The organism is Streptomyces sp. ITFR-21 (genome assembly GCF_031844685.1).
In the GTDB taxonomy this organism is placed as follows: domain Bacteria; phylum Actinomycetota; class Actinomycetes; order Streptomycetales; family Streptomycetaceae; genus Actinacidiphila.
In genome coordinates, this window is record NZ_CP134606.1 from 59,085 (window position 1) to 84,793 (window position 25,709).

Here is a 25,709-nt window from a genome sequence, read left to right on the forward strand (position 1 = left end):
GTGTCCGAGACGAGACAACATCAGTGACCACGACCACCGCCCAGCCCGTCGCGACCGCATCCGCCGCACCCTCACGGCCGCACCTGCGCGAGACCCTCATGGACTGCGACGACAACGCCCGCCGCGCCCGTCCGCCGGACGGCCTGATCGCCGTCCTCCCGCCGCACCAACTGGACGCCGTCCTCACCCACGCGCTCGAACTCGACGAGCACAACGCCGGGATACTGCGGCGCATCGTGACCGCGCTCGGAGGGTGGCCCGGCCGCGCCGCCGTCGCAGACGACGGATGCCGGGCGGCCCTCGGGATCGCCCTGCGCTGCGACCACGACCCCGACTTCCAGCGCATGCTCCTGGCCATGCTCAACCAGGCCGCCAGGGAAGGGGACGCGAGCAGCGCCCAGTGGGCCCGCCTGTCCGACCGCGTCCAGGTGAACGCCGGCCAGCTCCAGACCTACGGCACCCAGTTCCGGTACGGGCCCTCCGGTGTCGAGCCGTGCCCCATAGCCGATCCGGACGGGCTGGACACCCGCCGCGCCTCGGTCGGCCTGCCGCCCCACGACGAGCAGTTCGCGCGGCTGCGCCGGCGCCACGAGCCCGGCCGGGGCCCGGTCCCCACCCCAGCTCCCGGAGCGGTGTTCGACCCGGGGGCCGGTGTGCGGATCCCGGCACCCCGGCGACCCGGCGGATCCCCGGCCGGTGCCGCGAGATGACCGGGCAGCCGCCCGGCGGGACCGCCCTGCCCGCAGCCCGCATCCGCCGGGTGAGAACGCGGACCCATCCCACTCAACTGCGCGCGCGCCAGCCCCAGACCGGTCCAGACACGAAAGGCGCTGCCCATGGGACTGCGCATCGAAACGGCGCAGCTCGGCAGGATACTGAGAGCAGCCAGGGGCGGGCGGACGCTGGGAGACCGCATCCGTCGCCTTGCGGGCAGTGCTGCGGCACTCCCCTGGCGGATGGAAAGGTTCTGGGCCCGCCACGTCGGCCAGCGCGATCTGGCCGGGCGTCTCGACCGGGCCCTCCTCAGGCCCCCGGCGCCGGGGGCAGGGGAGCCCCCGGCCGAGCCCGGCGGGTGGTGAAAACCCGGACCGGCAGATCATCCCCGGCCTGCCCCCGCCCGCACCACAACCGTCCGGATCCTGGAGAGAAACCGCACATGACCACCCCGACCGCGACCTGCTTCGGCCCCGCGGGGGCCCGCGTGGCCGTCACCGCGGGCCGTGACGAGGCCGCCGCGCTGGCACGGCTGTTCACACCCTGGTGGGACTGCGCGCCGCAGAGCGGGGCCCAACCCGCCGCCCACATCGGCGTGCACGTGAGCGAGCGTCTCCACGGACAGGCCGTCGACGCGTTCCGTACGGCCGCCGCGCGCCCGCGCACGGGCCGGTACGCCGGTAGCCCGCTGGTGGCCACGGCCGGCGCGGACGGCACGGTGCACGCGCTGGCGCCGGACGCCGGCGTCGCCTACCGGTCGGCCGGGGGCAGCGTCACCGTCGTCGGGCGGGACCGGGACCGGGTGGTGGCGGCCTCGTTCCAGGTGGCGGCCGACCTGGTGCAGGGGCTGATGGAATCTCAGGGCTACACCCTGCTACGGGCCTCGTCCGCGGTCCACGGCGGCCAGGCCGTGCTCGGCCTCGGCGGACCGGGACCGGACAGGTCCGGCCGGGCCGCGGCGGCGCTGCTGCTGGCGGCACGTCACCGGTTCGGCCTGCAGGCCACCGATCAGGTCTTCGCGCGCGCCGAGGCGGACGGCACCGTCAGCACCCGGCCCCGGACCGGTCCCATCGCCCTCGGCCTGGGCCTGCTGGACGCCCTCGGCTGGTACGGCACGGTCCGCGAACGCCTCGCAGGCGGGGAGGCACTGCACCCCGGCACCGACCGGCACGTGGCCGTGGCCCTGGCCGCCGGCCGCCGCACCCCGCTGTTCGGCCCCGCGGGGGAGCGCACGGCCCGTCTGTGGCCGGACCAGGTGTTCAGCTGGTTCGGGCTGGTCCCCGCCCACGCGGCCACCGCGGCGGCGGTCGCGTTCCCCGCGGCGGATCCCACGGTCGCGCCCGCCTTCACCGGCCGCAGGGCCGTCACCGACGGCGACCTGCTCCTGCCCGCTCCCGACGGCGAAGACCCGCTGGGCCTGCGCCCGCTGCATCCCGCCGCCCGCCGCACCGCCGCCGACCGCCTGCTCGCGGCCCTGAACAGGCTGCCGCACCACACCACGCCCCCGCCCCGCACCGCAGCCGCCTGCGCCCCGGGCGGTGCCCCCGCCACCCCCTGACCCCCCTTCGGCGCCCGCAGCCGCAGCCGCGGCCGGGCCCGTCAACGGCTCACTGCCGGGGACACGCGCCATCCTCCCCTGACGGCGCGGGCAGCGAGCAGCCGGCCGCCGCCGCCCCTGAACCCCGGCGGCGGCCGGACCCACCCACCCACCCGACACCCACGCCCGACCGAGGAACCCGTGACCACACTGCCCGCCGCCGACCTGTCCACCCCGCTGCTGACCGATGTGGGGCTCACCGACGCCGCGTTCGCCGCCACCATCTACGCCGCACTGGGCCGGCTGAACGGCCTCGCCCGGACCGCCGGCCTGCAGCTGAACCCCGGATTCCCCGACGAAGAAGGGACCAGCGTGTCGCTGGGAGACGCCGACGAGACCACAGTGGTGAGGCTGGCGGGCCTGCTCTCCACGGCGCCCGCCCCCGCCCCGCCCGCGTCCGGGAACCCGCCGGAAGCCGTCGACGGCATGGACGGCGCGGCCCGGACGCTCCTCACCGCCGCCCGGGCCGCCGGTGTCGAACTGACCCCCGGGGCCCCGCGGACCGGGGATGACGGACGCAACTGGCTGCCCCTGGGACACATCGGCCACGCCGGCGCCATGCGCCTGGCCGACGTGATCGAGCACCATCTCGCCGGCCTGTTCGAGGCCGAGCAGGCCCTGCGGGCCGCGCTCAGCACGGCCGGTGTCACCGCCGGCCGGCTCTCGGCAGACATCGGCGCCGTCGACCTGGGCGACATCACCATCCCCGGCGCCGTCGCCCTGCTGCGCCGCCTCCTTCCCGCCGGCCGGGTGCCGGACGTGCCAGACACCGATCCGGACGACCCGCCCGCCGGCGAGGCCCTCGCCGGGCACATCGCCCGGGCCGTCACAGCGGTCACCGGCCGCCCCTTCGACGCGTCCTACACCCACCCCTGCCACTGGTGCTCGCACGGACCCGCCATCGTCCTCGGCCGGCTCCAGCCCGCCGACGCACAGGCCCTTGCCGCCCGCCTCACCACCGTCTGAGAGAACCATGCCCACAGAATCCGTCCCCTACATCACCCTGCGCGACGGGGAGAGCGACACCTCCGACCAGGCCCTGAAACTCAGCGCCACACGAGACGGCTTGCGCCTGGCCTACGACGGCGAAACCCCCGACGACCGTGACGGGCGGGGCTTACTCCTGGCCCGGACCACCGAGCAGACCGACGAAAAGGGCCTGCCCACCGGCGTGCCGCGGTGGGCCGAGGTCCATCCCGGGCGGCAGCGCGAGGCCATGCTCGACCTGCTCTGCCACTACTGCGCGGACCCGCCCGACTGGACCCTGCAGGGCGTGCTCTTCCTCGACGTGGCCGGCCCCGCCCAGCGGGCCAAACCCGCCTGGCCCGCTGGCTCCGCCCAGTACGCGGTCTCCCTGCACGAGGTGACCGTGGTCGACCTGGACCGGGAACTCGCCACCGCCGACCTCGCCTGACGGCCGGGCCGGGGCCCTGCCTGGCTGTCCCCGGCCGCGCACCGGCCGGCCAGACCCCACGGCCCCCACGGCCCCGGGCAGAAGACCGGCAGCGCCGAGGCCACCGAACGCCACCGGACCAGCTCGGCCCCGCCCCTCAGGGCCGCCCCGGGCGCCCGCAGCCCGGCATCACCCCGCGCCCGCACCGCGGGCGCCACCACCAGAAACGAGCCCCCACATGAAACGCCGCACACTGACCGTACTGACCTGGAACTCCCAGGGCAACGGCAACGGCGGCCGGGCCGCCCGCATCGCGGGCCACGAGCTGCTGGCCCGGCACACCCCCGACCTGATTTTCCGCCAGGGAACCGGGGGCGCCGACGCCGACGGCGGTACCATCCGGTACGAACTGGAGGACGTCCTCGCCCTGCGCGGCTGGCTGGGGCCAGGCTCCCACACCGCCCTCTTCGCCAGCACCCACACGTTCGCGCCGGTCCGACAGTGGGCGACGACCGGCGGTAACGCCTGGCTGACGCCGCCCACCGCGCTGACACTGCGGCTGCGGCGCGCCGGTGACGCCTCCCTCCCGATCCTCGCCAGCTCCTACCACCTCGACGACACCTCGGCCGCCAACCGGCTGGCCGAGACCGGGTGGCTGACCGCCCTCGCCGGCAAGCAGTGGACCACCCCGGACGGGCGCAACGTCGGCCTTCCTGCACTGCTCGGCGGGGACAGCAGCAGCTACCCCGCAGACGACCTCCCGGACGCCCCCGCACTGCCCGACCTCGAAGCCATCCCCGACCCGCAGCACCGCGCGCACCGCTCCCGCCCCGACCCGGCCGGCGGCCGCCGGCCGGACACCGCCCCCGACGCCGCGCTGCGCAGGGCCGGGCTGGTCGACACCGCACGCCACTGGGCGGCCGGCCACGGCGACCCCACCGCCGTGGCCCGCACCGTCAACGCCTCCCCGGCCACCGGTCCGGACAGCCGCACCGACCGGATCTACACCACCGGCCAGCTGCTGCCCGCCATCGCCGGAGCCGACGTGATCGAGGTGCCCGAAGCGACGTCCGGCCACCACATCCTCCGGCTCACCCTCGACGCGGACACCCTGGCCGACCTCCTCGCCGAGCTCGCCCGGCCGACGGCATGAACACCGGGAAGGCGGCCCGCCCCGACGCCGGCCGGGCCCGCACCGGACCCGGCGGCAGACCGCCACCACCACCCCCGCCCGGCCCAACGCCGGGCCCCAACCGCATCCGCACCATCCCCGCCACCACGCGGCCGACCCCGAACGGAACCACCCGATGAACAGCGACGCGGCCCTGCACAAGCTCGTCGGCACCCTCACCGCCGACCGGGACCTGGCCCCGCACTGGCGCCAAGCGCTCCTGGACACCCCGCGGCATCCGTTCCTGCGCCCAGGCTTCTTCCGCCCGCAGCAGGGGACTTCCTACTGGGAACCGGTGGTGCCCGGCAACGACGACTGGCTGCCCGGCTGCTACACCGACACCGTGCTGGTCACCGAACTCGCCGGAGCCGTCTCACCGCAGGACGTCGACGGCCGGATCACAGCAAACCCCACCCGCTCCGCCCTGCCCCCCGGGCACGTCCTGCGGATGCTCGACGCCGCCCGGACCGAGCCGGGGATGAGGGTCCTGGAGGTCGGTACCGGCACCGGCTACACCACCGCACTGCTGTGCCACCGGCTCGGCGACAAGCACGTGACCAGCACCGACACCGACTACGAGGTCTCCTCCCGCGCCGGCATCACCCTGGAGCAGCTGGGGCACTCCCCGGAACTGCTCGCCGGCGACGACGTGCAGGACAAGCTGCCCCGCCACCGGTACGACCGGCTCATCGCCACCAGCGCCGTGCGGGACCTCCCCGTCGCCTGGCTGACCGCCGTCAAGCACGGCGGGCAGATCATCGCCGCACTGGGCGGATGGATGGGCGCCACCACCCTGGTGCACTTCACCGTCGACGCCAACGGCACCGCCGTGGGACGGCCGGTGACAGGCGACTGGCCCGCCGACCTCGCCACCGACGACCGGATACCGCAATACGGGCCGATCCCGGACGGCGGCAGGGAGCGCCAAGTGGCCGTCGACCCCCAGACACTGGAGGACGGCACGGCACGGTTCATCGCCCAGACCGCCGAACTCTCGGCCCAGATCATCCGCCTCACCGGGGACGACTCCTCCGCAGTGCACGACTCGCTCGCCCTTCTCGACCAGGAGGACAACTCCTGGGCGGTCCTGCGCCGCCGAGGCGGGAAATGGATGGTCCGGCAGGGCGGCGAGACACTGCTGTGGGACCGGATCGAGACGGAACTGATCCGCTGGCACCGCGACGGCCGCCCGCCGTTGAAGGACCTCCTGATCGTCTCCACCCCGCACTGGTCCCGGCCCTCGGTCACCTGGACGCCCGCCCTGTAGCGGCTGATCACCGCGCACGCGCTGCATCCGCTCTTCTCGCCGACTCGCGATGAGCTGGAGTGGGCGGCCGACGCCACGGACTGCGATGAGCATCTGCTGGCCTTGCTGCTGATGCTGAAGCCGTACCGGCGCGCGTGCTGGACACCCTCGCGCACACCCAGCCGCACCAGGCGGCCTGCGGCGGGTACATCACCGCCTTCAACGAGGAGGGCAAGGAGGTCGACATCTCCTTCGCCACCCCGGAACTGGCACAAGGCGGTGGTCGACAAGACCCGGAGCGGGCGCAGCCGCCCGACGACGGTGGCCGCAGGCCGCGTGACACCCGGCGCGGCCGTGGCCGCCCCCTGCCGGCAGTAGGGCAGGGACGGGTGAACCGCCTGCGCACATGCGGGTCGGGTTGCAATGATGGGATGGCAGGTTGCCGAGGGGTGGGACACCGCAGAGCGCAGAGCGCGGGGAGCGGGCCGCGGTGCCTACTTGCGGAAAGCTCTGGCCACACAGGCGAACCTCCTGGACGGGATCGGCCGCGCCGCGGAAGCCTCCCGCATCCGCACAGAGCTGACGCAAAGCGCGCCAATGGAGGACGGCGGCTGAACCTGTGCCGTTCACCTGCCGCGGTAAACACCGGATTTACTGCGGCAGACCCCCTACGGTGATCTTCGCAACCTGCGACGGGTGGTGGTGCACCTGTCCGCCCCGCCCTCCTCGTACACCGCGGCGGTCGACCGGTACCTCACCGGTGCGGGCATCGCGAAGTCCTCCGCGCGGCCGGTGGGCACGTCGCTGGTGATGAAGACGTAGTCGCTGTCTTCGGCGAGGCCGCGGACGGACTTCTCGTAGGCGACCTGGACGGGTGAGCGGTCGGCGCTGTCGTGAACGTAGGCGAGGCCATCGCCCTGGACGCGGCGCAGGACAGCATCGGCCCGCGGCGACAAGACCGTCCGCACCGCCCTCGCCTCCGGCCGGACCATCCGCCGCGGCCAGGGCCACTCCCTCCGGATCACCGCACCGCGCGAACTCCACCGCACCGCGCTGCAGCAGGCCGCCGCCTCGCCACCGAATCCGCCAGCCCCGCCGGGCGCGTGACTGATCCCCGAAGCCGATGGCGCTCCGGCCGGGCGGAGGAGCGGCCGGGCTGTCCTCTGACGGCCTCAGTGTTCGGACACTCCTCATCGGGCCCACCCCTGCATGTGTGCGTCGGACCGGCGCATTCGTGACCGTCGTCCCCTTAGATGGGGCCCATCCCTGCGTGCACGGGCTGGAGCCGTTGATCATGAACACCTGAGGGGCCATGCGGGCCCATCCCTGCGTGTGTGGGCTGGAGGGTCGGTGAACTGCGCGTTGTCGCGTCCGTACTCTGCTGACGCGCACACTGTGGAGTTGTGAGGGATGGCTGGTTCATTGCTGAGCCAGGGTGGCCGCCCCCTGGGGGGTGGTCTTCCACCCGTCGGCTAGGCCGTCGGGGGTCGCTTCAGCGACGGGGGTCCTGTGCCGTTGCCGGCACGCGGGTGGTTCCCATCTCGGCGGGCGTTTTGCGTGTCCCCTCTGCCAGGGGCCACGGACGTCGGTACTGCCCGGCGCGCGGCCTGGTGGATACTGCGCACGGCGTTGATCCTGCGGCTGACATCGAGGCCGCAGGATGGGCAGGTGAAGCGCTGGTCGGAGGGCTTTGAGCTTGGGTTTCGCTCTCCGCACTTCGAGCACTTCGTCGCGGTGGGCTCGCCTTTGTCCAGGAGGACGAGGACGGAGCCGTACCAGCAGGTCTTGTAGGCGAGCTGACGGCGCAGCTCGCCGAGTCCGGCGTCGAGCAGGTGCCGGTTGAAGGTCGACTTGACCGCGACGTCGCGGCCGGGCTCTTCGAGCGTGCCGCGCGCCGACGCCGTCAGCGCCACCAGGTCGAGGTTCTCCACCGCCACGATGTGGGCGCCGGTCGCCAGGCGCTTGCTCGCCAGGTGCAGGTGCGTGGCGCGCTGCTGGGCGACCCTGTGGTGGATGCGCCCCACCCGTTCCGCGGCCTTGCGGCGGGACTTCGAGCCGCGGCGTGTCCGGGCCAGGGCGCCCTGGGCGGCTGCCAGGCGGTCCTGGGCGGTGTTGAGCGGCTTGAGGGAGGCGATCGTGCTGCTGGCGGGATCGGCGGGGTCGAGCGGCGCGGACAGGACCGCGAGGGGCTGGGAGCCGAGGTCGACGGCGACGAGCCCGGCAGTGCGCTGGCGGGGTGTGGGGTGTCCGATCTGCCGGATGGTGCCGCCGTGGACGGACTGGGCGGTTTCGGCTGCCTGCGGGTCGAGGTAGTCCCGCCAGGCGTCGGGGTAGGCGGGGGCGGTCGCGCCGGCGGGCAGGTGGTGGCGCCACACCACGGGCACGTCCTGCTGGACGGTGGCCAGCGCGGACGCGTACCAGCGGTGTGCGCCCCGGGTGATGGTGACCGAGGTGATCTCGGCGCGGTCCTTGCGCAGCAGGCGCAGCAGCGCCCTGGCGGGGGAGTCCAGACGGAGCAGGCCGACGCCCTTGACGAGCAGATGCCGGTAGTCCGGCAGGAGGATCGCGCCGCGATTGGGGTTGGGCAGGAAGAAGGAGTCGGCGGCGCGGCCCTTCTTCTTGAAGCGGGGCAGTCCCATCCGCCGGCCGGCGCGGCGCCCCGTGGCCGATGACAGCCAGTTCCTCCAGGCGGTGTCGGCCCGGGCGAAACCGCAGGCGAAAACGCCGTTGGCGACCTGCGGCCACCACGGGCTGCCACCCTCGTCCACGGGCCGGTCACGGTCGGCGACCCACATCGCCTGCACGTCGAAAGCCCCGGGCCGGTACACGCCGGCCGAGACAAGGTTGCGCTTCATCTGCAGAACGAGCGGCCGGACACCCGCCAGCTCCGCCCTCTTCGCCGCGGCGTACCCGGCCGGATCGGACCGCTGAAGGCCGGCCAGACGCACCCGACGGGCATACAGGTCGTGCGCGGTGGCACTCGCGCCCTGGTCCGGAGCCGGCCCTGGATCGAGCAGGGGCCTGCCCTTGTGCACCACACGCCTGCGATGATCGTCGACAACCCGGAGATCCGCGCTGAGCACCGCGTTCTCGGCGCTCAGCGCGGTCCGCGCCCGCCGGTACAGCTCCAACCGCTCGGCCTTGGAACGCTCCTCCAGCAGACGCCCGGCATCCAGCCCGGTCTCCGCCTCCACCCACGCCTGCCTGCGCTCGGCGTAGACCCCGTACTGACCGAGCATCAACGCATGCGCACGGTTGTACGCCCACCGCGCCGCACCCGCATGACGCTCCATCACCGCCACCTGGCCCGGATCCAGGTCCAGGGCGAATCGGTACGCACGGATAACCTCCACGACAGGCACGACTCCCCCTCCCCCTGCTCCGACCGGCAACGCAGCGCAACCTACACCATCAGCGTCCAGGCAAGCACTCTGAGTAGTCAGACCCGACGCTGCCCTGGACCCGCCACAGCGGCCGGCCGCCGTCCGACTCGGCCGTCACGGTGCCCCGGTAGACCGCGGCCTCGTACAGCGACCAGGGCGGTCGGTGTCGGCGGGCCGTACGAACTGCACCGGCTGCTCGTCGACGTCGCGGACGAACAGGTCTTCCCAGCGGGCGGGGTCCTCGGTCTCCTGGGTGGTGGTCACGGGTGCCTCACGCGCGGGCGGCGATGCGCTCGCCGAGCTCGGCGGAGGCTGGGCTGTCGGCGATACCGGGGAGGCGGGCGGCGATGTTGGTCAGGCCGTCGTTGATGCGGACGGACTGCACGCCGTCGGCGCAGTCGAGGAACTCGCTCCAGCTGGCCAGGGCCGCCTCGGTGTTGCCGCGCTTGAGCTGGACCTGGCCGAGATCGGCGAGCACGATCGCCCGCGTCCTCTTGCGGTCGAGGCCATGGATGTCGAGGGCGAGGTGGAGGTGTTCCTCAGCGGCGGCGAGGTCGCCGAGCTTGGCGTGGATCATGCCGGACTCATGCGCCCACCGGCCGTGGCTGTAGTGGCTCGCCCAGGACTGCCCCGGCAGGGCCGGCGCGTGCTCGATCGCGGCCTGGGCTGAGGTTAGGAGCTTCGCGGCGGTGGTGTGGTCGCCGTCGGCTGCTGCCGCGCGGGCGTAGGTGTTGCGGTAGTACGCGAGCGCCTTGGCATTGGTCAGCTTCCGGCCGCGCTGCTCGCACGCCTCGGCGAGGCGTACGGCGGTGGGGATGTGGCCGAGGTCGATGGCCTGGTCCGCGAGCCCGCGCAGGGCGGTGGCGGCGAGTTCGTTCTCGCCGGCCTCGGCGGCGAGGCGGAAGCTGTGCAGGTGGTACTTCTGGCTCAGGCCCTGGTTGCCCTCGTCGCGGGCCATCCAGCCGATCAAGTGCACGAGTTCGCTGGTGGCGGCGAACAGCTCCCGGCCGGTCTTCTCCGTGTAGCGGCCGTCCAGCCAGCGTTTGACGTCCATGGTCAGGTAGCGGACGGCGAGGTGGCGGGCGTGGCCGCCGCCGAGCTCGGAGGCGGCGTCTCCGAGGGTGGTGGTCATCGTGCGGACCGCGGCGACCTCGCCCATGCCGACGGCGACGGGGCCGGGACGGTTCGCGCGGCGGGTGACCGCTTCGGCATCGGGCAGGTCGAGCGCGGCCAGGCCGACAGCGGCGGATGCCGCGAGGAACTGCCGTCGGTCCACGTCGGTGCCTCCCAGGAGCATGACCGCGGTCACGGTATCGGCGAACTGGCCCCCATTGTCCTTGGACAGATCGATGTTGAGGACCTGTTCGATGAATGGCAGCCACACCCGGGGGACCCGTAACCCCTTCTCCCACCGGTAGACCTGCTGCCGGTCGCAGAACCCCGTCTTCCCCCAGCGCGCCACCGACAGCTCGTCCGAGAGCTTCTCCTGGCTGCACCTGGGCCGCCGTGCTTCGCGTGCGGCGCGGATGCGTTCCCCGATGGTCATGTCCGGCCCGATCGTCGGTTTTGGTTCACAACTGGCCTACAGCTGGCAGACATTCTGGCAGCTCCCCACGGCCCGCGTCTGCGCGTTGACTGATGGTCACCAGCCCGGCGACACAGACAGCCGGGCAACGAGCGGAAGGAAGTCCGCCATGGGCGAGAACACCACCCCGGTCTACCAGGCCCCCGTCGTCCTCGACGCCGGCGCCGTCGTCGTGGTGACGCTGGGCACCAACAACTTCGACACCGCCGACGAGACCCAGTACAAGAACGCCTGACCCGCGAACGGCCGGGGCCCGGCGGGGAACCGAGTGCCACGCCCTGACCCCGGCAAGGAGGCGCCGGGCCTGCTTCGTCCTCGTGCTGGGGCACGGGGGCGGGCGGCCCGGCGCCTTCGCCTTTCGACGGCCGGATGGAAAAGGGAGAGGGCACCGATGAGGTGGAGTGCGGGATGGTACGGGGCCGCCGGGAGCGACCGGCGGCCCGCCGGAGGCCGGGCGGTCCCCGGCCTCGACAGCACGTGGACCTGTGGGTGGCCCGCCGCCCGGATCAGCGCGGTGGGCGACGGGCGGGCGGCGCTGGCGGTGATCGGCGAGTGCGGCGCCGACGAGGCCCAGCTCCGGGATGCGCTGCCGGTCGTACGGGCGAAGGGCTGGCGGGCGCTGACGCGCTGGCCCGGCTCATACCTCGCCGTCGCCCGCACCGGCGAGACATCGGCGGTGATCGGGGACCTGGCCGGGCAGCACCCGGTGTACTACCGGACCGACGCGGCCGGCACATGGTGGTCGACCGCCGCGTCCGCGCTCGCCGCGCTGGACGGCGCCCCCATCGACGTGACCGCGCTCGCCGCCCATCTCGCCTTCGGACAGCCCGACGTCCTCGCTGGCCGGAGCCTGTTCCGCGACGTTCGCCGGGTGCCCGGCGGGCATCTGCTCCTGCTCGGCCCGGGCGGGGCGGCGGTGGAGCGGTACGAGCCGGTCTCCTCCCCGCGGGTGGACCTGCGCGCACAGGCGCCGGTGGTACGGGCCGCGCTCGCCGAGGCGGTCGCCGCCCGGATCGACGACCGGCCGGTCAGCACAGACCTGGCGGGGCTGGACTCCACCACGCTCGCGTGCCTGGCCGCCCAGCGCGGGCCGGTGGCCGCGGTGACGTTCGCCGACGAACGCCTGCATGACGACGACCTCGCGTTCGCGGTCCGCACCGCGGCCACCGTGCCGGGGCTCATCCACCATACGGTCCCCGGCACCTTGGGCACCGTGTACTACGCGGGCCTTGGCGACCTGTCGGCCCTGCCGGTGACCGACGCCCCGAACGCGTACGTGGTGACCGCCTCGATCAAGCGGGCCGTCCTCGACACGGTCGCCGAGAACACCCCGGGCCCGGGGGTGCACTTCACCGGCGCGGCCGGCGACGCCGTCCTGTCCGCCCCCTCCTCCTACCTCGCGGATCTGCTGCGCGAACGGCGCCACCGCCGGGCCTTGCAGCACGCCCTGGCCCATGCCCGCCTGCGGCACACCTCCGCCTTCCACGTGCTCGCCCGCGTCCGCCCGGCCTCCAAGGTCGACCTGGTCGGGGCCTGGTGGCAGACGGCCGCCGAACTGCGCGGGCCCGCGCGGGACTGGATTCCCCAGGCCCAGCGCCCGCTCGCCTGGACGCCGCTGCTGGCCTCGGCGGACTGGATGACCCACGGAGCCCGGCTGATGCTCGCCTCCGCCCTGGACGAGGCCGCGGGCACGCTCACCGACGCGCCGGCCCGGCTGGCCGAGTGGTCCGACCGGCAGGACCTCGCGCGGGTCGGCGCGGACACCGCCGGGTTGCGGGCGCTCGCGCTCGCCGGGCACGGCATCGAGGTGGCCGCCCCGTTCCTGGACAACGAGGTGATCCGGGCCTGCCTCGCCGTGCCCGCCGACGAGCGCGGCGCCCCCGGCGCCTACAAGCCGCTGCTGGACGCGGCGTTCACTGGCAGCGGCGTCTTGCCCGGCTTCGTGCTGGCCCGTACGACGAAGGGCGGGTTCAACGCCCTCGCGTACGCGGGCCTGCGCGACAACGCGCCGGTCCTCAAAGACCTGCTGGGGCCGTCGTCACAGCTGGCGGCGCTCGGGCTGGTCACCGAGCAGCCGGTCGCCGACGCGCTGGCCCGGGCCGCGGCCGGGCAGCCCACAGCCCAGGGCGCCCTGCACCTGGTGGTGGCCGCCGAGGTGTGGCTGCGGCAGCACGCCGCCGCCCGGGCGGCGGCGTGGGAGGAGGTGGGCGGCCGTGTGGCGGCTGCGTGAGGGCACCCACCCCGTGCTCACCGACGAGGGCGGCGCGATCCTCAGCGAACACACCGGCCGCTGGGCCTACCTGACGCCCACCGCGTCGGCCGCGGTGATGCTCCTGCTCGCCTCCACCAGCCAGGAGGAGGCCGCCGGCCAGTACGCCGCCCGGTACGGCATCGGCGTGGAGCAGGCCGCCGCCGACGTCCGCACGGTCGCCGAGGCGCTGGCCGCTCAGGGCCTCGCCCTGGGCGGCCAGGCACCGGCCCGACCGCGCCGCCGCCGGTGGAGGTGGCGGCCGTGACCAGCATGGAGGCGTACTCCACCGTCCGCACCGGCACCTTCGGTGAGCGGCTGGCCGCCGCGGCCGGGTTCGCTCTCGCCCTGGTGCTGCTGCGGCTGCCGTTCAGGCACGCGGTCAGGGCCGCCCGTCTTGCCCGGCGCCGGGGCCGGCGCGAGCTGGACGCGGCCCGGGCCGAGGTCCTGGTCGGTGCCGTCCGGCACACCGCCCGCTTTTGGCCGGGCCGGGCCGCCTGCATGGAGACCTCCCTCGGGGCCGTGCTCGCCGCCGCCCTGCTCGGCCGCCGCCTCGACTGGCACCTGGGGGCCCGGTTCGCCCCGCCTCCGGTCGAGTACCACGCCTGGGCCGAACTACCCGGCCACGGCCCCGTCGGCGAGTACACCGCCGCCGGATGGCACCACCACACCGCCCTGACGATCTGACCCCGCCGACGAGCTGCCGGGCGCGTGTCCTTCACCCGCCCGGAGCAGTTGTCGCATACGAGTGCCCCAAGCCCCTTGAAGGAGTGAGCAGTGACCGCCGTCGCCGACGCCGCCACGACTGTCCCCGAACGCCACTACACCCACCACGACGGCCGCGGCGCCACCCCGCACCGCTCCAACCCGGCCGTGATCCACCGCGAGCTCACCACCCTCGACGTCCAGGCGGGCATGAACGTCGCCGAGTTCGGCACCGGCTCCGGCTACTCCGGCGCGCTGCTCGCCGAGCTCGTCGGCCCCACCGGCGCGGTGACCAGCCTCGACATCGACGCCTACCTCGTGCGCTGGGCGAACCTCATCCACCACGAGCGCGGCCTCGACCACATTCGCTGCCACGTCGCCGACGGCACCGCCGGCTTCCCCGAGCGGGCCCCGTACGACCGGATGATGGCCTGGTGCACCCCGCCGCTGCTACCGAAGGCGTGGGTGGACCAGGTCGCCGACGGCGGCCTGATCGTCGCCCCACTGCCGATCGCGACCGTGCCCAACATGACGGTGGTCGCCAAGATCCGCGTGGTCGGCGGCGAGCCGGTCGTGGAGGCGGTGTTCACCGGCGGGTACATCGAGGCGACCGGCTCCCCGAAGGACAACCTCGACCTGCCGGGCCGGTGGGTGGACTGGGAGATGCGCACCCCTGCCCCGTCGTGGATCTCCATCGCCTGGCGCGGGCGCGACGACCGCCTCCACACCGGCGCCCGTACCGCGCTCGCCCGCCTACTCAAGGACGCCCACACCGAGCCCTACGGCGGCGGCGAACTCGACTGGCCGTCCTGGCGGACCTTCGCCGCCACCCAGGCCGACCCGCAGCTCACCATGGCGGGCCTGAGCCCGGACCTGTGGGCCATCGGGCACTCCACCGCGACGACGGCCGCCGTCCTCCAGCAGGACGGCACGATCCTCGCCGACCGCCCCGACTCCCCGTCCCTCGCGATCCTGCGCGACTGGCTGACCGCCTGGGAGACCGCCGGCTGCCCCGCGCCCGAGACCTACACGCCCGCCCTCGCCCCGGGCGCGGAGGGTTGGCATCTGCGCCTGACCCGGTAGAACCCGGAAGGCCCTGCGGACTCAGGGGCCCGGGCGGGGAGCGTGACGGCCCCCGCCCGGGCCCCTGGCAACCTCCACTGTGCGCCTATCAGGTCTGCCCGCTGCACCGGGGAACTTCGCCGATATCCGTGATCGCTGTACGCCATCGCCTCTACCGTCCAGCCCGACATGTGATCACAGGGGTGTGCGGAAGGGGCCGAACAGTGGGGCGGGATCTGGGCCTGGACGGGGTGGTGGGCCACTTCACCCTGTGAGGGGCCTCGCATTTTCCGGACAGTGATCTGACAGTTTATTTCACGCGGCTATACGAAACTCCATGTATTCGGCGTGAACTTCTCGCGGTGGGCGGTATCCGACAGCCGAGTGGAGGCGTTTGTGATTGTACCAGAGTTCGATGTATCGGGTGATGTCCTGTCGGGCGTCCTCTCGGGTCGGGTACGTCACGCGGGAAACCCGCTCGTTCTTCAGAGCGCCGAAGAATGATTCCGCCATCGCGTTATCCCAGCAGACGCCGGTACGTCCGGATGACCGGCGGAGTCCGAACTGTTTCAGCGTCGCCGCGAGCTCGGCGGACATGTAGTTCGATCCGCGATCGGAGTGGAATATTGCACCGTCGGCGAGTTTCCTGTTCCGCGCCGCGTTGCGGATGGCCTGGGATATGAGAGGAGTTTGGTAGTGGTCGTCCATCGCGTAGCCGATGACTTCCTTCGTGCAGCAGTCGATGACGGTCGCGAGATAAAGCCATCCTTCTCCGGTTTTTACGTAGGTTATGTCGCCGACGAGTTTTTCGCCGGGCGCGTCGGCGGTGAAGTTCCGGCTGACAAGGTCCGGCACGTCGCTGGCTGCGGCCTGGGTGAGCGACCACCGCTTCGGCTTGGGCTGGCAGGGCACCAGACCCAGCTCACGCATCAGCAGGCGGACCAGCTCCAGGCCGGCGGGGCGGCCCCAGCGGACGAGCTGGGCGTGGACGCGCCGGTATCCGTAGGTGCTGTCCGACATGTCGAATGCCTTCTTGATGAGCAGTTTCAATTCCTCGCGCCGCTGGGCTGTGGCAGAATCCGGGCGGTTCCGCCATTCGTAATAGCCGGACTTGGACACGTCGAGCCGTTCACACATGAACTCGACGGGATGCGCGTACTCCGTGGTGTCGAGCCGCATCGTTTCGATGAACTCGTACCTGCTCACTACCGGGGATCCTTCGCGAAGTACGCCGCACATTTTTCAGGAAGACGTTCTCCATCTCCAGTTCACGGATACGCCGGTCCTGTTCCTTCAGGCGTGCCCGCTCATCCAGCGTCAACGGCGAACCTGCCGCTGGCTCGTTCTGCTTCTGGTACTTCTTCACCCAGCCCCGGAGCGTCTCCGGGTTCAATTCGAGCTCGCGGGCCGTCTCAGAGATGGTCCTACTGGACTGGAGTGCGACCCGGACAGCTTCCTCACGGAACTCCGGGGTGTACTTACTGGGTGGCGCCACTTCGTGCTTCCTCGTTTCCTTGACAGGACAACCCTATTGGGTCCCTGTCCGGAAGCTTAGGGGCACCTCACTGAACAGCGACGAGGCGGGCTGGTTACGGAACAAGACCGGGGCATCCACAGCATGAAATCTCGGGCATCCTCACGGACCGCTCGATCCCAGTCTGCTACGCCGATCGCTGCAAGAAACCGCCACCACCGCAGGAGGTCATGTCCGTAAGAACGCAGCGTTGAGGGAGGGCGCCCTGCCGCCAGCAGGTCCTGCAAGAAGACCTGGGCTGGCTCGACCCGGCGCCCAAGTCCGTACTCCAAGCAGTACGGCTCCCAGGGATCGCCCGTCTTCAACAGCCGACCTATCGCAGGCACCTCAAGGCGCCTCAGATCTCGCTCTGGTACCCCTGTATCGTCCACGGCCGGAACTTAGCAGATCATGCGCGAAGCGTAGTGAGAACGGGCGCCGACGCTTCCTCCTTCATGTACCGGTTGCATGGCCTGACACCTGCAGCGGAGCTGGGATGCGGCGCCGGGCCGAGGCCGTCCCCGTGCGGGAGCTCGCCGGGTCTCGGCCGGCCGGGTCTGGGGGCCTGCCGCCTCGACGCGGGGTTCGCGGGCTGGCTGGGCGAGGCGGGGGGCGATGCTCTGCGTGGGACGGGACCGATGCCCGCTGCAGCTCGGCGGCCGGATATACGGTGATGCACTGCCGGGGGACGGCCTGCCGGCCGGCGAAGCGCTCCGCCCGGTAGGCCCGGCCCGGGCGCGGAGAACGCGGCGCCCCTCCCGAATTGCAGTCGGGAGGGGCGCCGTGTCTGCAGGGCCGCTGCCCCCGGCCGCTCCCCGCGGGGGCGGGGAGCGTTCAGCCCACGGAATTGGGGATAGGGGTCATCTCCGCAGGTCGGGGAGTGCGTGCGCCGGGTGGGTGGACGGGCCGTCAGCTCACGCCGGGGGGGTGCCTTCGGTCCGGGTGCGGGGGCGTCCGCCGCCGACACCGCGCCCGGGGCGGGCGCCGGCGCGGGCGACGATCTGCGCGGCGCTGTACCGGGCCTCGGCTTTCCCGGAGGGGCCGGGTTCGTACCGGGTGTCGATGTCCCAGCGGGACATCTGCTTGCGGACGGAACCGGGGTCGATACCGAGGTGGGCGGCGACCTGCTGGGTACTCATCCACCCCGCCTGGGCTGCCCCTTCGGTGTCCGTGGCCGCGTCCGGCCAGAGCTTCGCCAGCGCGGTCTCGGCCTCCCTGGCGCGCTGGGCGGCCTGCCAGGCGGCCTGGGCGGCCTGCTCCGCTGCCCGCCGGGTGTGGCGGACGGTCTCCTGTCGATCGTGGACGGCCTGCTCCCACTCGGCGAGGACCGGCTGCACGTGGGGCCACAGCTCGGCCGTGATGGTCAGGCCGCGGGGCTCGGCGGTCGTGCCCGTGGTGCTGGTGATGGTGACGGCGGCGATGCGCAGGCGCTGGGACTCGCTGAGGCGGCTGGCCCCGGTGATCTCCACGGTGACCCCGCCGCGCCGCCAGACCGCGGGCGTGCCCAGCGGACGGTCGGCGGTTATGGCCGCGGTCACCTCAGCGGTGAACCGGTCCGCGGCGGTGTCGGTGTCGGTGTCGTCGGGCAGGCTGTGCCGGTCGACGGCAGCCCAGAACTCATCGGAAGGGATGTCGTCTATGTGCACCGGCCCGTACCGGGTGCGGAGCTCGACGGCGAGGGCCTCGATGTCGTAGTCGTCCGCGCTGTCGCCAAGCGCGATGCTGATCGCGTACTGGGTCTCGTCGTCGGTGACGGGGTCCGCTGCCATGTCAGTAGTCCTCTCGCAGGCTGCTGATGTAGGTGGACGCGTCGGCTTTGGTGAGCTGCTCGATGCCGGCGCGGTCGGTGGGTCCGGTCATGAAGCCGCCGCCGTCGCCGCTGCGGCGGCGCTGGGCGAGCAGGCTGAGGATGTGGTCGACCTGGCGGGGGTGGCCAGGTTCACGGCCCGCTGCGCCTGGGCCCGGTCCTCGGCGTCCTGGGCGCGCAGGGCGATGTCGGTCAGCCGGTCGTCCAGCCAGCGGCGGGACCGGCCGGTGAAGGGGCGGTAGCGGCCCATCCCCTGCGCGTCGGAGCCGAGCGCGTCGAGGATCTGCTGCACGGTGATGCCGCTGGCGACCAGGCGGTTGAGGTCGGCGGCCTCGGGGTGGTCGCGGTCCCAGGGAAGCGCGGCGGCGGGTTCGGTCATGGGGGTGGCCTTCCGGGTACGGCGCATCGCGGCGATGGCGATGCGGTGGGCGAGAGAGGCGGCATCGACGGTCCACCGGCGGCCGGCCTTCTGTGCGGCGATCACGCCGGTCCGGCACCAGGTGCGGATCGTGGCGGTGGTCACGCCGGCCTGGAGCGCGGCTGCGGTGGTATCCATCGGGGTCCTCCCTCTCGACATCCCTAACTATGCCCCATGTGGGGCATAGTTAGCAAGAGGTGGCCCCCGCCGGACGACGACTGGGAGCTTCCCCCCGGCCGAAGACCAGGGCGCCAGCCCGCTGGCGTCCGCCGGCACCGGCGTCCCGCTGGCCTGCCGGGACCGGGACGAGGTGCAGCGCGCGTCCGAGCTCACCCTGCTGGGCGCGGCCAGCGGCGCAAGGTACGTGGGCCGTGCGGCGGCTTCGATGGCACGCGGTCAAGGTTCGACGGCAGAGGACACGATCCTCCTGCCCCGGATGCTCGGACAGGACGCCACCGGGTCGTGGTCGGCGTGCTGCGCCGGGTGCAGCGGGACGGCGGCTGGCGGTACGTCGTGGAGCTGTGCCGCTGCGCCAGCACGCGCAGGCCGTTGCCCACGCCGCTGTTCGCTCCCTGCCCGCGCCCCGGTGAGCCCCGTACGGGCGGGGGCGAGGGCCCCGGCCCGTACGACGGCGCCCCGCCTGCGGCTATTAGTGCTGCCGGGGCGGGGGCGCTGCGCGTCGTACCCGCGCGGTCGGAGGGGCCTGCGCCGAGCGGTGTCGGGGTGCCGGTCAAGTGCGGTCCGGCCGGCTGCTTGCCGGGTGCCAGGTGTTGAGGGTCTGCCGGGTGAGGGCGCCCAGTGCGGCGGTGTCGCCGGGGCCGAGGGCCGTGGAGGCGAGGATGTGCCCGGTCAGGTCCCGCAGTGACTGGGTGTTCGCCTCCTGGCGCTGCGCGAGGATGATCCGTGCGGCGCCTGCGAGGGCGAGGCGCTGGACCGGGGTGAGTTTCGGCGGTGCGGCGGAGCGGAGCGTTTCGAGGCGGTCTGCGAGAGCGGTCCAGTCTGCGCGCTCGGTCCACTCGGTGCGGCCGGCGGAGGCACGACCGCGGTCGCGCAGGAGGCGGCGGGCTCCGTCCGGGCCGCCGAGGAGGCGCAGCTGCTGCGGGGTGAAGCCGGTCAGGTCGTCGGTGTCGGCGGCGTGGTCGGCTTCGGTGAGCCGCTGCTCGCGCAGGGCGTCGAGGTGGGCGGGCGGCATGGGTTCGGCTAGCAGGGTCTGCGCCGGGGTCAGGTCGTGCCAGCCGAGATTGTCGGCCTCGTCGGCCTCGTCGTCATCCTGCGCGGGCGCGGGCCAGGGTGCGGCGGGCGGCAGTACCTGCTGCCGGGCGGGCACGGGGATGGACCAGCGAACGGTGTAGGCGAGGTGGACGGCCGCGTGGCCGCAGGCGTCGAGGTCGGGGTGGGGGGTGACGCGCAGGACGGGCAGCCGGTCGCGGGTGGCGGCGTCGCGGGCGTCGACGGTGCGGGAGTCGGCGAACCAGTTGCCAGCGAGGACCATGAGGAGGGGCCGAGTGGGGGCGGATTCGGGCGTTGCCTCGACGAGGAGGTGGGGGGCGTGCGGGAGAGCCATCAGCGGGTGCCTTTCGGGTTGACGACCACCCGACCGTAAAGCAGTTTACGAAGTAGCGTCAAGTACTTTACATTCGGGTCGGGGTGCGGCATCGTGGTCACCGCACCGGACACCGAGGAGGACGTGATGAGCGAGACGACCGGCACGGCCGACCAGCCGGCCTGGGTGGACATCTACCTGGGCCACCGCGGCAGCTTTCGGCAGGCCCACCCCTACCCCGCCGGGGACACGGCCCTGGCGAAGCGCCACGACGCCCGCCTGGAGATCGTGCCCCTGGCGCACACCATCGCCGACCTCACCGGGCAGGACCGCTACGACCACGGCGCGTACTGCGCCCGGACCGACCCGACCGGCCAGGACGAGACGTACGGGGAGACGCACGGGAAGCACTGGAGCGGGCACGCGGTGGAAGAGGAGCTCGCCCCGGTCCTGCAGGCCCTGCGGGGGGTGGAGGCGGCTCTGGACGCGGTGGACGCCGTGAGCCTGGACCCGGAGCTGATCGCCCGGCTGTTCCGTGACGCCGCGCCGGAAGTGGCCCTGAAAAGCCTCGCCACCGCCCTGGCCAACGAGCGGAACGCCGCCCTGGACAGGCACGGCCTCACCTACGGCCTGCTGCACGTCTATCTCGCGTACCGGCACCTGCCGATCAGCCACGGTCGGGAGCTGTACGTCGCGCCGAGCACCCCCTGGGACTACGCGGGCACCGCCCTCGCCAACGCCCTGTCCGCATACGCCAGCGCATCCCCGAGCCGGTTCGAGGACGCGGCGAACAAGATCTTCCAGCACCGCCGGCAGCACGCCACGGGCCTGCCGCCCGAGCACTGGATGTGACCGCAGGCCCCCGGCCGGGGGGCGTCCCGGCCAGGGGCCTGCCCCCTATCATCAGCAGGCTCCTCCCGGGCCGCGGCGCTGCCGCAGACCCCGGATACCGGCCGGGCAAGGCCGGTCTTCCCTGCGTGCGCAGGGCTGCACGGGCGGCACTGCCCGCGCCCCGTCCACCCTTCCAGCAGGAGACCGTCATGCCCGAAACCCCCCCTGCCGCTGCGGCGCGGCCCACCGCGCCGGAACTGGCCGCCTGGCTGGCCGAGCACAGCCCGGCCCTGTCCGTCGAACCCGAGGGCGACTTCATGACGGAATATTTGTACCGGGTGGCTCGCACGATTGGTGAGTATGGGTACGCCGTGCAGCCGGTAGTAAGCGACGGGCATAGTGCGCCATACTCATACACGATCGGACTGCACCAGTCTCATGGCTACGAACTCGTGATGACTGGCCTGGGCCATGAAGTAGCCAACGGTGTGCTTCACAGACTAGTTGACAGGTTTAAAGACTCGACTGGGCCCGCGTCAGGTGTTTCCCTCGACGGCGTGCTGGCTGGTGGATTTCAGGTGCGGATGCGACGTGTGGAGTCCCTGGAGAACTTCTCATTGCACCGTGCGATTTTCGGTGATGATTCCTGCCCACCGTACTGGCAGGTGGTCTGGCCGGATGCTGCGGGCGTCTTCCCTACGGACCTGGGATGTTCCATTTCACCGGAAGGCCAGCCGCTCCTGTGATCTCAGGGAGTACAGGCCGTCGGGCGGCAGGACGCCCTGTAGAACAGCGCCGGCTCCCGCCATCCGAGCGATCCCGGCCTGATCCGATGCGCCGCGAGGAGAGCCTCGCGAATTTTCGGCCCCTCCATTCAGAGAGCGATGTGCGGAAGCCCATACGGTGGCCTCCGCACATCGCTATGCGTCCCGCCCAGCTTCAATCTTCTGCACGCCGAACGGCGCAGGGGCGCGGCGGTCTGCCGGCGCCCGTCACTGACCGGGCGACCTGGGCGCCATACCCAGTAGGGGCGCAGCGAGCCCCTCCCTCGGTGCGCGCAAGTCGGGCGGGGCGGCGGGGGCGTTGTCGGGTGGAGTCGCACGAGGTGGCCCGGCTCCGGCGCGGCTTGACCCGGTCAGCCCCCGCCCCTGCTCGACCCTGCGACGTTGGTGTCTTCCCCGGCGGCCGGGCTGGTCCCGCCGCCACCAACCAGAAGCGTACGGCTGGCCGCTGCGGCCGGCTCGGGGGCGCCCGCCAGGGAGGCGCTCGGCCGACACAGCCCACACTCCTGCAGCAGGCGGTGCGGCCGTTTTTGAGGATGGCCCGGGCGTCCTGGCGGCGGCCATCCTCGCGGGGCACCACGGCGCGTGTCCCCGGGCCGAACGGAAGAGACCGTGACTGTTCGCTCCGCTCGTCGTTGAGTATGCGGAACCACGCCCGCCTGCCGCTGGAGTTACCCGTGCCGGTTCTCACGGCCACGCCGCCCGGCCTCGTGCCCACCTGGGACCGCAGCCCCGTCGAACTGGCCATCGTGGACGATGCGCTCGCCGCGGAGGATCCCGAGACTCTGGTGCGCACCGACATCCCCCAGCCCGACGGCTCGGTGCGCCTGTACGCGGCCTGGACGGATGGCGGCGGGCCACTGGCCGACCACATCGACCGCATCGCGCTCGCGCGCGGGCTGGACGCGTGGTCTTGGATCGATCCTCACGCACTGTGCCCGCACCTCCCACCGCGGCCGGATCGAGATGCGCACCCACCCCCTGCTGCAGGTTCTCGCGGACGTCGAGCATGGCTACAGGGGCAACGAGGAGTACCGGGCCAATCTCGCCCGGCTGCTGGCCGACGACGCCGCCCGAGGCGGCCGCCCACCGCTGCCCGCGCCTGGGATTCCAGCCTGGGTTGGCGTCGGTCCCCTCCTGTGGCACCGGTATCAGGGAGGCGACCCGGTCGTCGAGCGGCACTGGCTGGCCCGCTGAACGAACGTCCGCCCCTGAATGGTTTGGTCCGAGTGAACTTCGGGGGTTGCCGCACGCTCCCGCTTCGTGACCGAGATGATGTCCCACGACAGGGCACAGCGGGAGGCTGGAGGAACTAAGAGGTGAGCCGCTGGGGGAAGGAGCAGGACCGCTACGTGGTGCGGGCTGTCGACGTGCTTTCGGGCGTGGTCAGCGGGACCAGGCCGGAGCCGGCCCGCCGTGTCATCGCATCTCGGGCGATCCTGGCTGTCGAGCAGCCGATGCACGAGGAGTTGGTGCTGGCGGAGAACGCGGACGCTGCGGCATCGAAGGCGGCTGACGAGCAGTGGGTGGACGACGTCGCGGTGCGACGGTGGGTGACCGAGACGCTGGCGGACCACGCCGTCTCCTACAACGAGCTCCATGACGTGTGGGAGGGCGATGCGGAGTACGTCGACCGCACCGACCATCCGGTGTGGGAGCTGGTCAGCCTGTCCCCCTTCTCGCGGCGCCTGCGGCTGTTGCAGGACGCGACCGCGCAGACGGCCGCCGGGCTGGGACGCGACATCGGCGTCGGCGCGCACCAGATCGGGCACTGGGCAGCGGGTCGGTCCCGGCCCGGGGAAGGTGACCGGGAAGCCCTGGCCCAGGCGCTGGGAGTCCACCCCGCGTGGCTGCATGCCTCCCGCGACGAGCAGGCCGATGCGCAGCTGTATCGGTTCCGGTCCTGTCCGTGCGCGAAGTCGTCCAGCATGACGCGCCTTGGTTTGGGGCCTGAGGAGCCGGGTTGGTACGACAGCCCCGCCGAGCAGGACGCCGCGGTGCATTGGTGTGATGGTTGCGGCCAGTCCTGGCTGAAGGATTCGGCGCAGTGGCTGCTGCCGCTGCCGTCCGGCGAGGAGCCGTCACCCTCCGAGGGGCATCTGGCCGACGGCAGCCATCCTGCCGATCGGCTTCTCCACCGGTCTCTTGACGAGGCGTGGCCGGCGGCGCTGTGGCCGTCTCCGAACCCTTCTCGCGGGACGAAATCGCGCGCCCGGGCTGGGTACCGGATCCCCGCACTGCTGACGAAGGAGCCGCGGCTCCTGTCTGCTCAGCCGAAGGTGGCGAAGCCGCAGGCGCCGGAGCCGGTGTGGCATGCCCGGCCGGAGGAACGAGTGGCCGCCAACGCCGATTGGTGCCGTACGTGCCGGTCACTCGTCGGCGCGCCGCCCACGGCCGCCGGCGGACCCTGGCTTCTCCTGCACCGCAGCGAGCCGGGACGTTCGCTGAGCACCTGGACGTACCCCACCGAGAAGGACGCTCTGCACGCCGCCGCCCATCTGGCCATGACGTACCTCGGGCTGGACGGTCCCGTCGATTCGGTGGCGGCGGACCTCTTCGCCGATCAGGCGCACGCCCAGGTCCTCGCCCGCTTCCTCGAACTGCGCCCTGAAACCGACCAGTTCGAGGTCGCGGAACTCGTTCCGATGCGTGCCGATCAGTTCTGAGTCCGGCCCACAGCTCCTGAAGTCCCGCCGGACAGGGCGGCCTTCACCGCTTCGCGGCTCGTCAGCCAGGCGATCCACGCTCCGTCGGGTGCCCGGCCCAGGTGGAGGTCCGGCGTGTGGTCTGTCGGTCGGACGCAGATACGGCCGTAGGCACCGTGCAGGTCGGCGCACAGCCGGGCCAGGTCTTCGGCAGCGAGCGCCGAGAGATCATCCGGGAGGCTCTGGCCGACCACGGTCGCACGGGCTTCTGCTCCTCGGCGCCGCTCGACGGCGTCCATACGCTCGGCGATCAGACGGGTCCAGCGCAGCTCGGTGTCCTCTGGGTCACCTGCGGGGGTGTAGAGGCACTGCTGTGCGCCGTGTTCGTAGAACTCGTCGGCCAGGGTCATGCCGATCGACTCCAGCATGCGGCGCGAGGGGACGTTCGCTGCCTGGGTGACAGCGACCAGCGGCCCGCCGGCGGGGATCGCCTCAGCCCACCACTGGGCGATCGCGGCGACGGCTTCCCGGCCAAGGCGCTGGCCCCAGACGCTCGGGAGCAGTTGGTAGGAGACCTCGGCGCGCCCTTCACAGCGATGGTCGGGGCCGATGGCCACCAGGCCGATCGCCCGCTGGTCGGCGATCCGTACGACGGCCCAGGTGCCGGCCGTCTTGGGGTATGCGGCCTGTCCCGCGGCAGCGCGCTCTTCCGTGGCCGGACCGCCGAGGTGCGCACGGACCCGGTCGTCGGTCAACAACTCGCGTACGACGGCTCCGTCTTCGTCCGTGTCCGGGCGCAGCAGGAGGCGGTCGGTGCGCAGTTCGGCGGGCCAGACGCGGTCCAGGGCGGTGTCGACGGATTCCATGAGTGCCACCTTGGCAGCGTAGGGCTATGCCTGGGTCGGTTTCGTGCGGAGACGGCACAGGCGGGTAGCTAGAGCCTGCGGCCGCCGGCTCGTCCTCGTCGGCCGGCCCTCTTCGAAGGCGTCGGGCGTTCGCGAGTTCGCACGGCTGATCGTTCTTTCGGTTCGCGTGCGATTGCCGGTGGGGGTGGTGTCAGTGGCGG

At 72.7% G+C, this 25,709-nt stretch carries 25 protein-coding genes; 15 read left to right on the plus strand and 10 right to left on the minus strand.

The genetic code is table 11. The annotated features are described in order from the left end of the window. Nucleotides 1-23: 23 nt before the first annotated feature. The 6 genes from RLT57_RS30970 (at nt 24) to RLT57_RS30995 (ending at nt 6,142) form a co-directional block, all read left to right on the plus strand. On the plus strand, nt 24-710 hold the full coding sequence (locus tag RLT57_RS30970; protein WP_311300984.1) for a DUF6624 domain-containing protein: 687 nt from the start codon (nt 24-26) through the stop codon (nt 708-710). A 446-nt stretch (nt 711-1,156) separates the two neighbouring features. Beyond that, nucleotides 1,157-2,272, plus strand: coding sequence for a hypothetical protein (locus tag RLT57_RS30975; protein WP_311300985.1), 1,116 nt, complete (start codon nt 1,157-1,159; stop codon nt 2,270-2,272). Nucleotides 2,273-2,452: 180 nt separating this feature from the next. Next, nucleotides 2,453-3,277 carry a hypothetical protein gene (locus RLT57_RS30980; protein WP_311300986.1) on the plus strand — a complete coding sequence of 275 codons (825 nt, stop codon included), beginning with the start codon at nt 2,453-2,455 and terminating at the stop codon, nt 3,275-3,277. A gap of 7 nt (nt 3,278-3,284) precedes the next feature. Further along, nucleotides 3,285-3,725: a hypothetical protein gene (locus RLT57_RS30985; RefSeq protein WP_311300987.1), complete on the plus strand. Its 441-nt coding sequence runs from the start codon at nt 3,285-3,287 to the stop codon at nt 3,723-3,725. Nucleotides 3,726-3,942: 217 nt separating this feature from the next. Beyond that, complete coding sequence (locus RLT57_RS30990) at nt 3,943-4,857, plus strand: endonuclease/exonuclease/phosphatase family protein (protein WP_311300988.1); 915 nt, start codon at nt 3,943-3,945, stop codon at nt 4,855-4,857. 154 nt (nt 4,858-5,011) lie between these two features. Beyond that, nucleotides 5,012-6,142 (plus strand): protein-L-isoaspartate(D-aspartate) O-methyltransferase, encoded by a 1,131-nt coding sequence (locus RLT57_RS30995; protein WP_311300989.1) that lies wholly within the window; start codon nt 5,012-5,014, stop codon nt 6,140-6,142. A gap of 647 nt (nt 6,143-6,789) precedes the next feature. Here RLT57_RS30995 and RLT57_RS31000 read toward each other — a convergent pair. From RLT57_RS31000 to RLT57_RS31015, 4 genes are all read right to left on the minus strand, one after another. Beyond that, complete coding sequence (locus RLT57_RS31000) at nt 6,790-7,089, minus strand: hypothetical protein (RefSeq protein ID WP_311300990.1); 300 nt, start codon at nt 7,087-7,089, stop codon at nt 6,790-6,792. 504 nt (nt 7,090-7,593) lie between these two features. Then, complete coding sequence (locus RLT57_RS31005) at nt 7,594-9,474, minus strand: RNA-guided endonuclease TnpB family protein (protein ID WP_311300991.1); 1,881 nt, start codon at nt 9,472-9,474, stop codon at nt 7,594-7,596. Nucleotides 9,475-9,618: 144 nt separating this feature from the next. Next, on the minus strand, nt 9,619-9,768 hold the full coding sequence (locus tag RLT57_RS31010) for a hypothetical protein (protein ID WP_311300992.1): 150 nt from the start codon (nt 9,766-9,768) through the stop codon (nt 9,619-9,621). 7 nt (nt 9,769-9,775) lie between these two features. Next, complete coding sequence (locus RLT57_RS31015; RefSeq protein ID WP_311301220.1) at nt 9,776-10,888, minus strand: tetratricopeptide repeat protein; 1,113 nt, start codon at nt 10,886-10,888, stop codon at nt 9,776-9,778. Nucleotides 10,889-11,198: 310 nt separating this feature from the next. Here RLT57_RS31015 and RLT57_RS31020 point away from each other — a divergent pair, with 310 nt between their 5' ends. The 5 genes from RLT57_RS31020 (at nt 11,199) to RLT57_RS31040 (ending at nt 15,125) form a co-directional block, all read left to right on the plus strand. Further along, nucleotides 11,199-11,324 carry a hypothetical protein gene (locus tag RLT57_RS31020; protein WP_311300993.1) on the plus strand — a complete coding sequence of 42 codons (126 nt, stop codon included), beginning with the start codon at nt 11,199-11,201 and terminating at the stop codon, nt 11,322-11,324. Between the two features lie 156 nt (nt 11,325-11,480). Next, nucleotides 11,481-13,319, plus strand: coding sequence for an albusnodin/ikarugamycin family macrolactam cyclase (locus RLT57_RS31025; protein ID WP_311300994.1), 1,839 nt, complete (start codon nt 11,481-11,483; stop codon nt 13,317-13,319). Continuing rightward, the gene (locus RLT57_RS31030) at nt 13,303-13,605 is read left to right on the plus strand and encodes a PqqD family protein (RefSeq protein ID WP_311300995.1); all 303 of its coding nucleotides are present in this window, start codon (nt 13,303-13,305) and stop codon (nt 13,603-13,605) included. Before RLT57_RS31025 ends, RLT57_RS31030 begins: the two co-directional genes overlap by 17 nt. 5 nt (nt 13,606-13,610) lie before the next feature. Next, nucleotides 13,611-14,024, plus strand: coding sequence for a lasso peptide biosynthesis B2 protein (locus RLT57_RS31035; protein ID WP_311301221.1), 414 nt, complete (start codon nt 13,611-13,613; stop codon nt 14,022-14,024). 90 nt (nt 14,025-14,114) lie between these two features. Then, complete coding sequence (locus RLT57_RS31040) at nt 14,115-15,125, plus strand: protein-L-isoaspartate O-methyltransferase family protein (RefSeq protein ID WP_311300996.1); 1,011 nt, start codon at nt 14,115-14,117, stop codon at nt 15,123-15,125. Nucleotides 15,126-15,419: 294 nt separating this feature from the next. On the opposite strand, the gene RLT57_RS31045 is transcribed toward RLT57_RS31040, so the two are convergent. The 5 genes from RLT57_RS31045 to RLT57_RS31065 form a co-directional block, all read right to left on the minus strand. Next, nucleotides 15,420-16,599, minus strand: a protein-coding gene (locus RLT57_RS31045; RefSeq protein ID WP_311300997.1) for an IS3 family transposase whose coding sequence is annotated in 2 segments (ribosomal slippage) — nt 15,420-16,332 and nt 16,331-16,599 — 1,182 coding nt in all. Because the reading frame shifts where the segments join, the coding sequence is not laid out codon by codon here. Between the two features lie 56 nt (nt 16,600-16,655). Then, nucleotides 16,656-17,009: a site-specific integrase gene (locus RLT57_RS31050; protein ID WP_311300998.1), complete on the minus strand. Its 354-nt coding sequence runs from the start codon at nt 17,007-17,009 to the stop codon at nt 16,656-16,658. A 522-nt stretch (nt 17,010-17,531) separates the two neighbouring features. Then, complete coding sequence (locus RLT57_RS31055) at nt 17,532-18,386, minus strand: hypothetical protein (protein WP_311300999.1); 855 nt, start codon at nt 18,384-18,386, stop codon at nt 17,532-17,534. A gap of 87 nt (nt 18,387-18,473) precedes the next feature. Then, nucleotides 18,474-18,980 (minus strand): hypothetical protein, encoded by a 507-nt coding sequence (locus RLT57_RS31060; RefSeq protein WP_311301000.1) that lies wholly within the window; start codon nt 18,978-18,980, stop codon nt 18,474-18,476. Between the two features lie 592 nt (nt 18,981-19,572). Continuing rightward, nucleotides 19,573-20,406, minus strand: a complete 834-nt coding sequence (locus tag RLT57_RS31065) for a hypothetical protein (RefSeq protein ID WP_311301001.1) — start codon at nt 20,404-20,406, stop codon at nt 19,573-19,575. A 126-nt stretch (nt 20,407-20,532) separates the two neighbouring features. Between RLT57_RS31065 and RLT57_RS31070 the strand changes: the two genes are divergently transcribed. The 4 genes from RLT57_RS31070 to RLT57_RS31085 all read left to right on the plus strand — a co-directional run bounded on the left by RLT57_RS31070 (nt 20,533) and on the right by RLT57_RS31085 (nt 24,664). Continuing rightward, nucleotides 20,533-21,237 carry a hypothetical protein gene (locus RLT57_RS31070; protein WP_311301002.1) on the plus strand — a complete coding sequence of 235 codons (705 nt, stop codon included), beginning with the start codon at nt 20,533-20,535 and terminating at the stop codon, nt 21,235-21,237. 188 nt (nt 21,238-21,425) lie between these two features. Continuing rightward, on the plus strand, nt 21,426-21,962 hold the full coding sequence (locus RLT57_RS31075) for a DUF4262 domain-containing protein (RefSeq protein ID WP_311301003.1): 537 nt from the start codon (nt 21,426-21,428) through the stop codon (nt 21,960-21,962). 882 nt (nt 21,963-22,844) lie between these two features. Continuing rightward, nucleotides 22,845-23,195 carry a hypothetical protein gene (locus RLT57_RS31080; RefSeq protein ID WP_311301004.1) on the plus strand — a complete coding sequence of 117 codons (351 nt, stop codon included), beginning with the start codon at nt 22,845-22,847 and terminating at the stop codon, nt 23,193-23,195. Between the two features lie 122 nt (nt 23,196-23,317). Beyond that, nucleotides 23,318-24,664, plus strand: a complete 1,347-nt coding sequence (locus tag RLT57_RS31085; RefSeq protein ID WP_311301005.1) for a helix-turn-helix domain-containing protein — start codon at nt 23,318-23,320, stop codon at nt 24,662-24,664. Here RLT57_RS31085 and RLT57_RS31090 read toward each other — a convergent pair. Beyond that, nucleotides 24,655-25,509 carry a GNAT family N-acetyltransferase gene (locus RLT57_RS31090; protein ID WP_311301006.1) on the minus strand — a complete coding sequence of 285 codons (855 nt, stop codon included), beginning with the start codon at nt 25,507-25,509 and terminating at the stop codon, nt 24,655-24,657. The two genes, RLT57_RS31085 and RLT57_RS31090, sit on opposite strands and share 10 nt — an antisense overlap. Nucleotides 25,510-25,709: the final 200 nt, after the last annotated feature.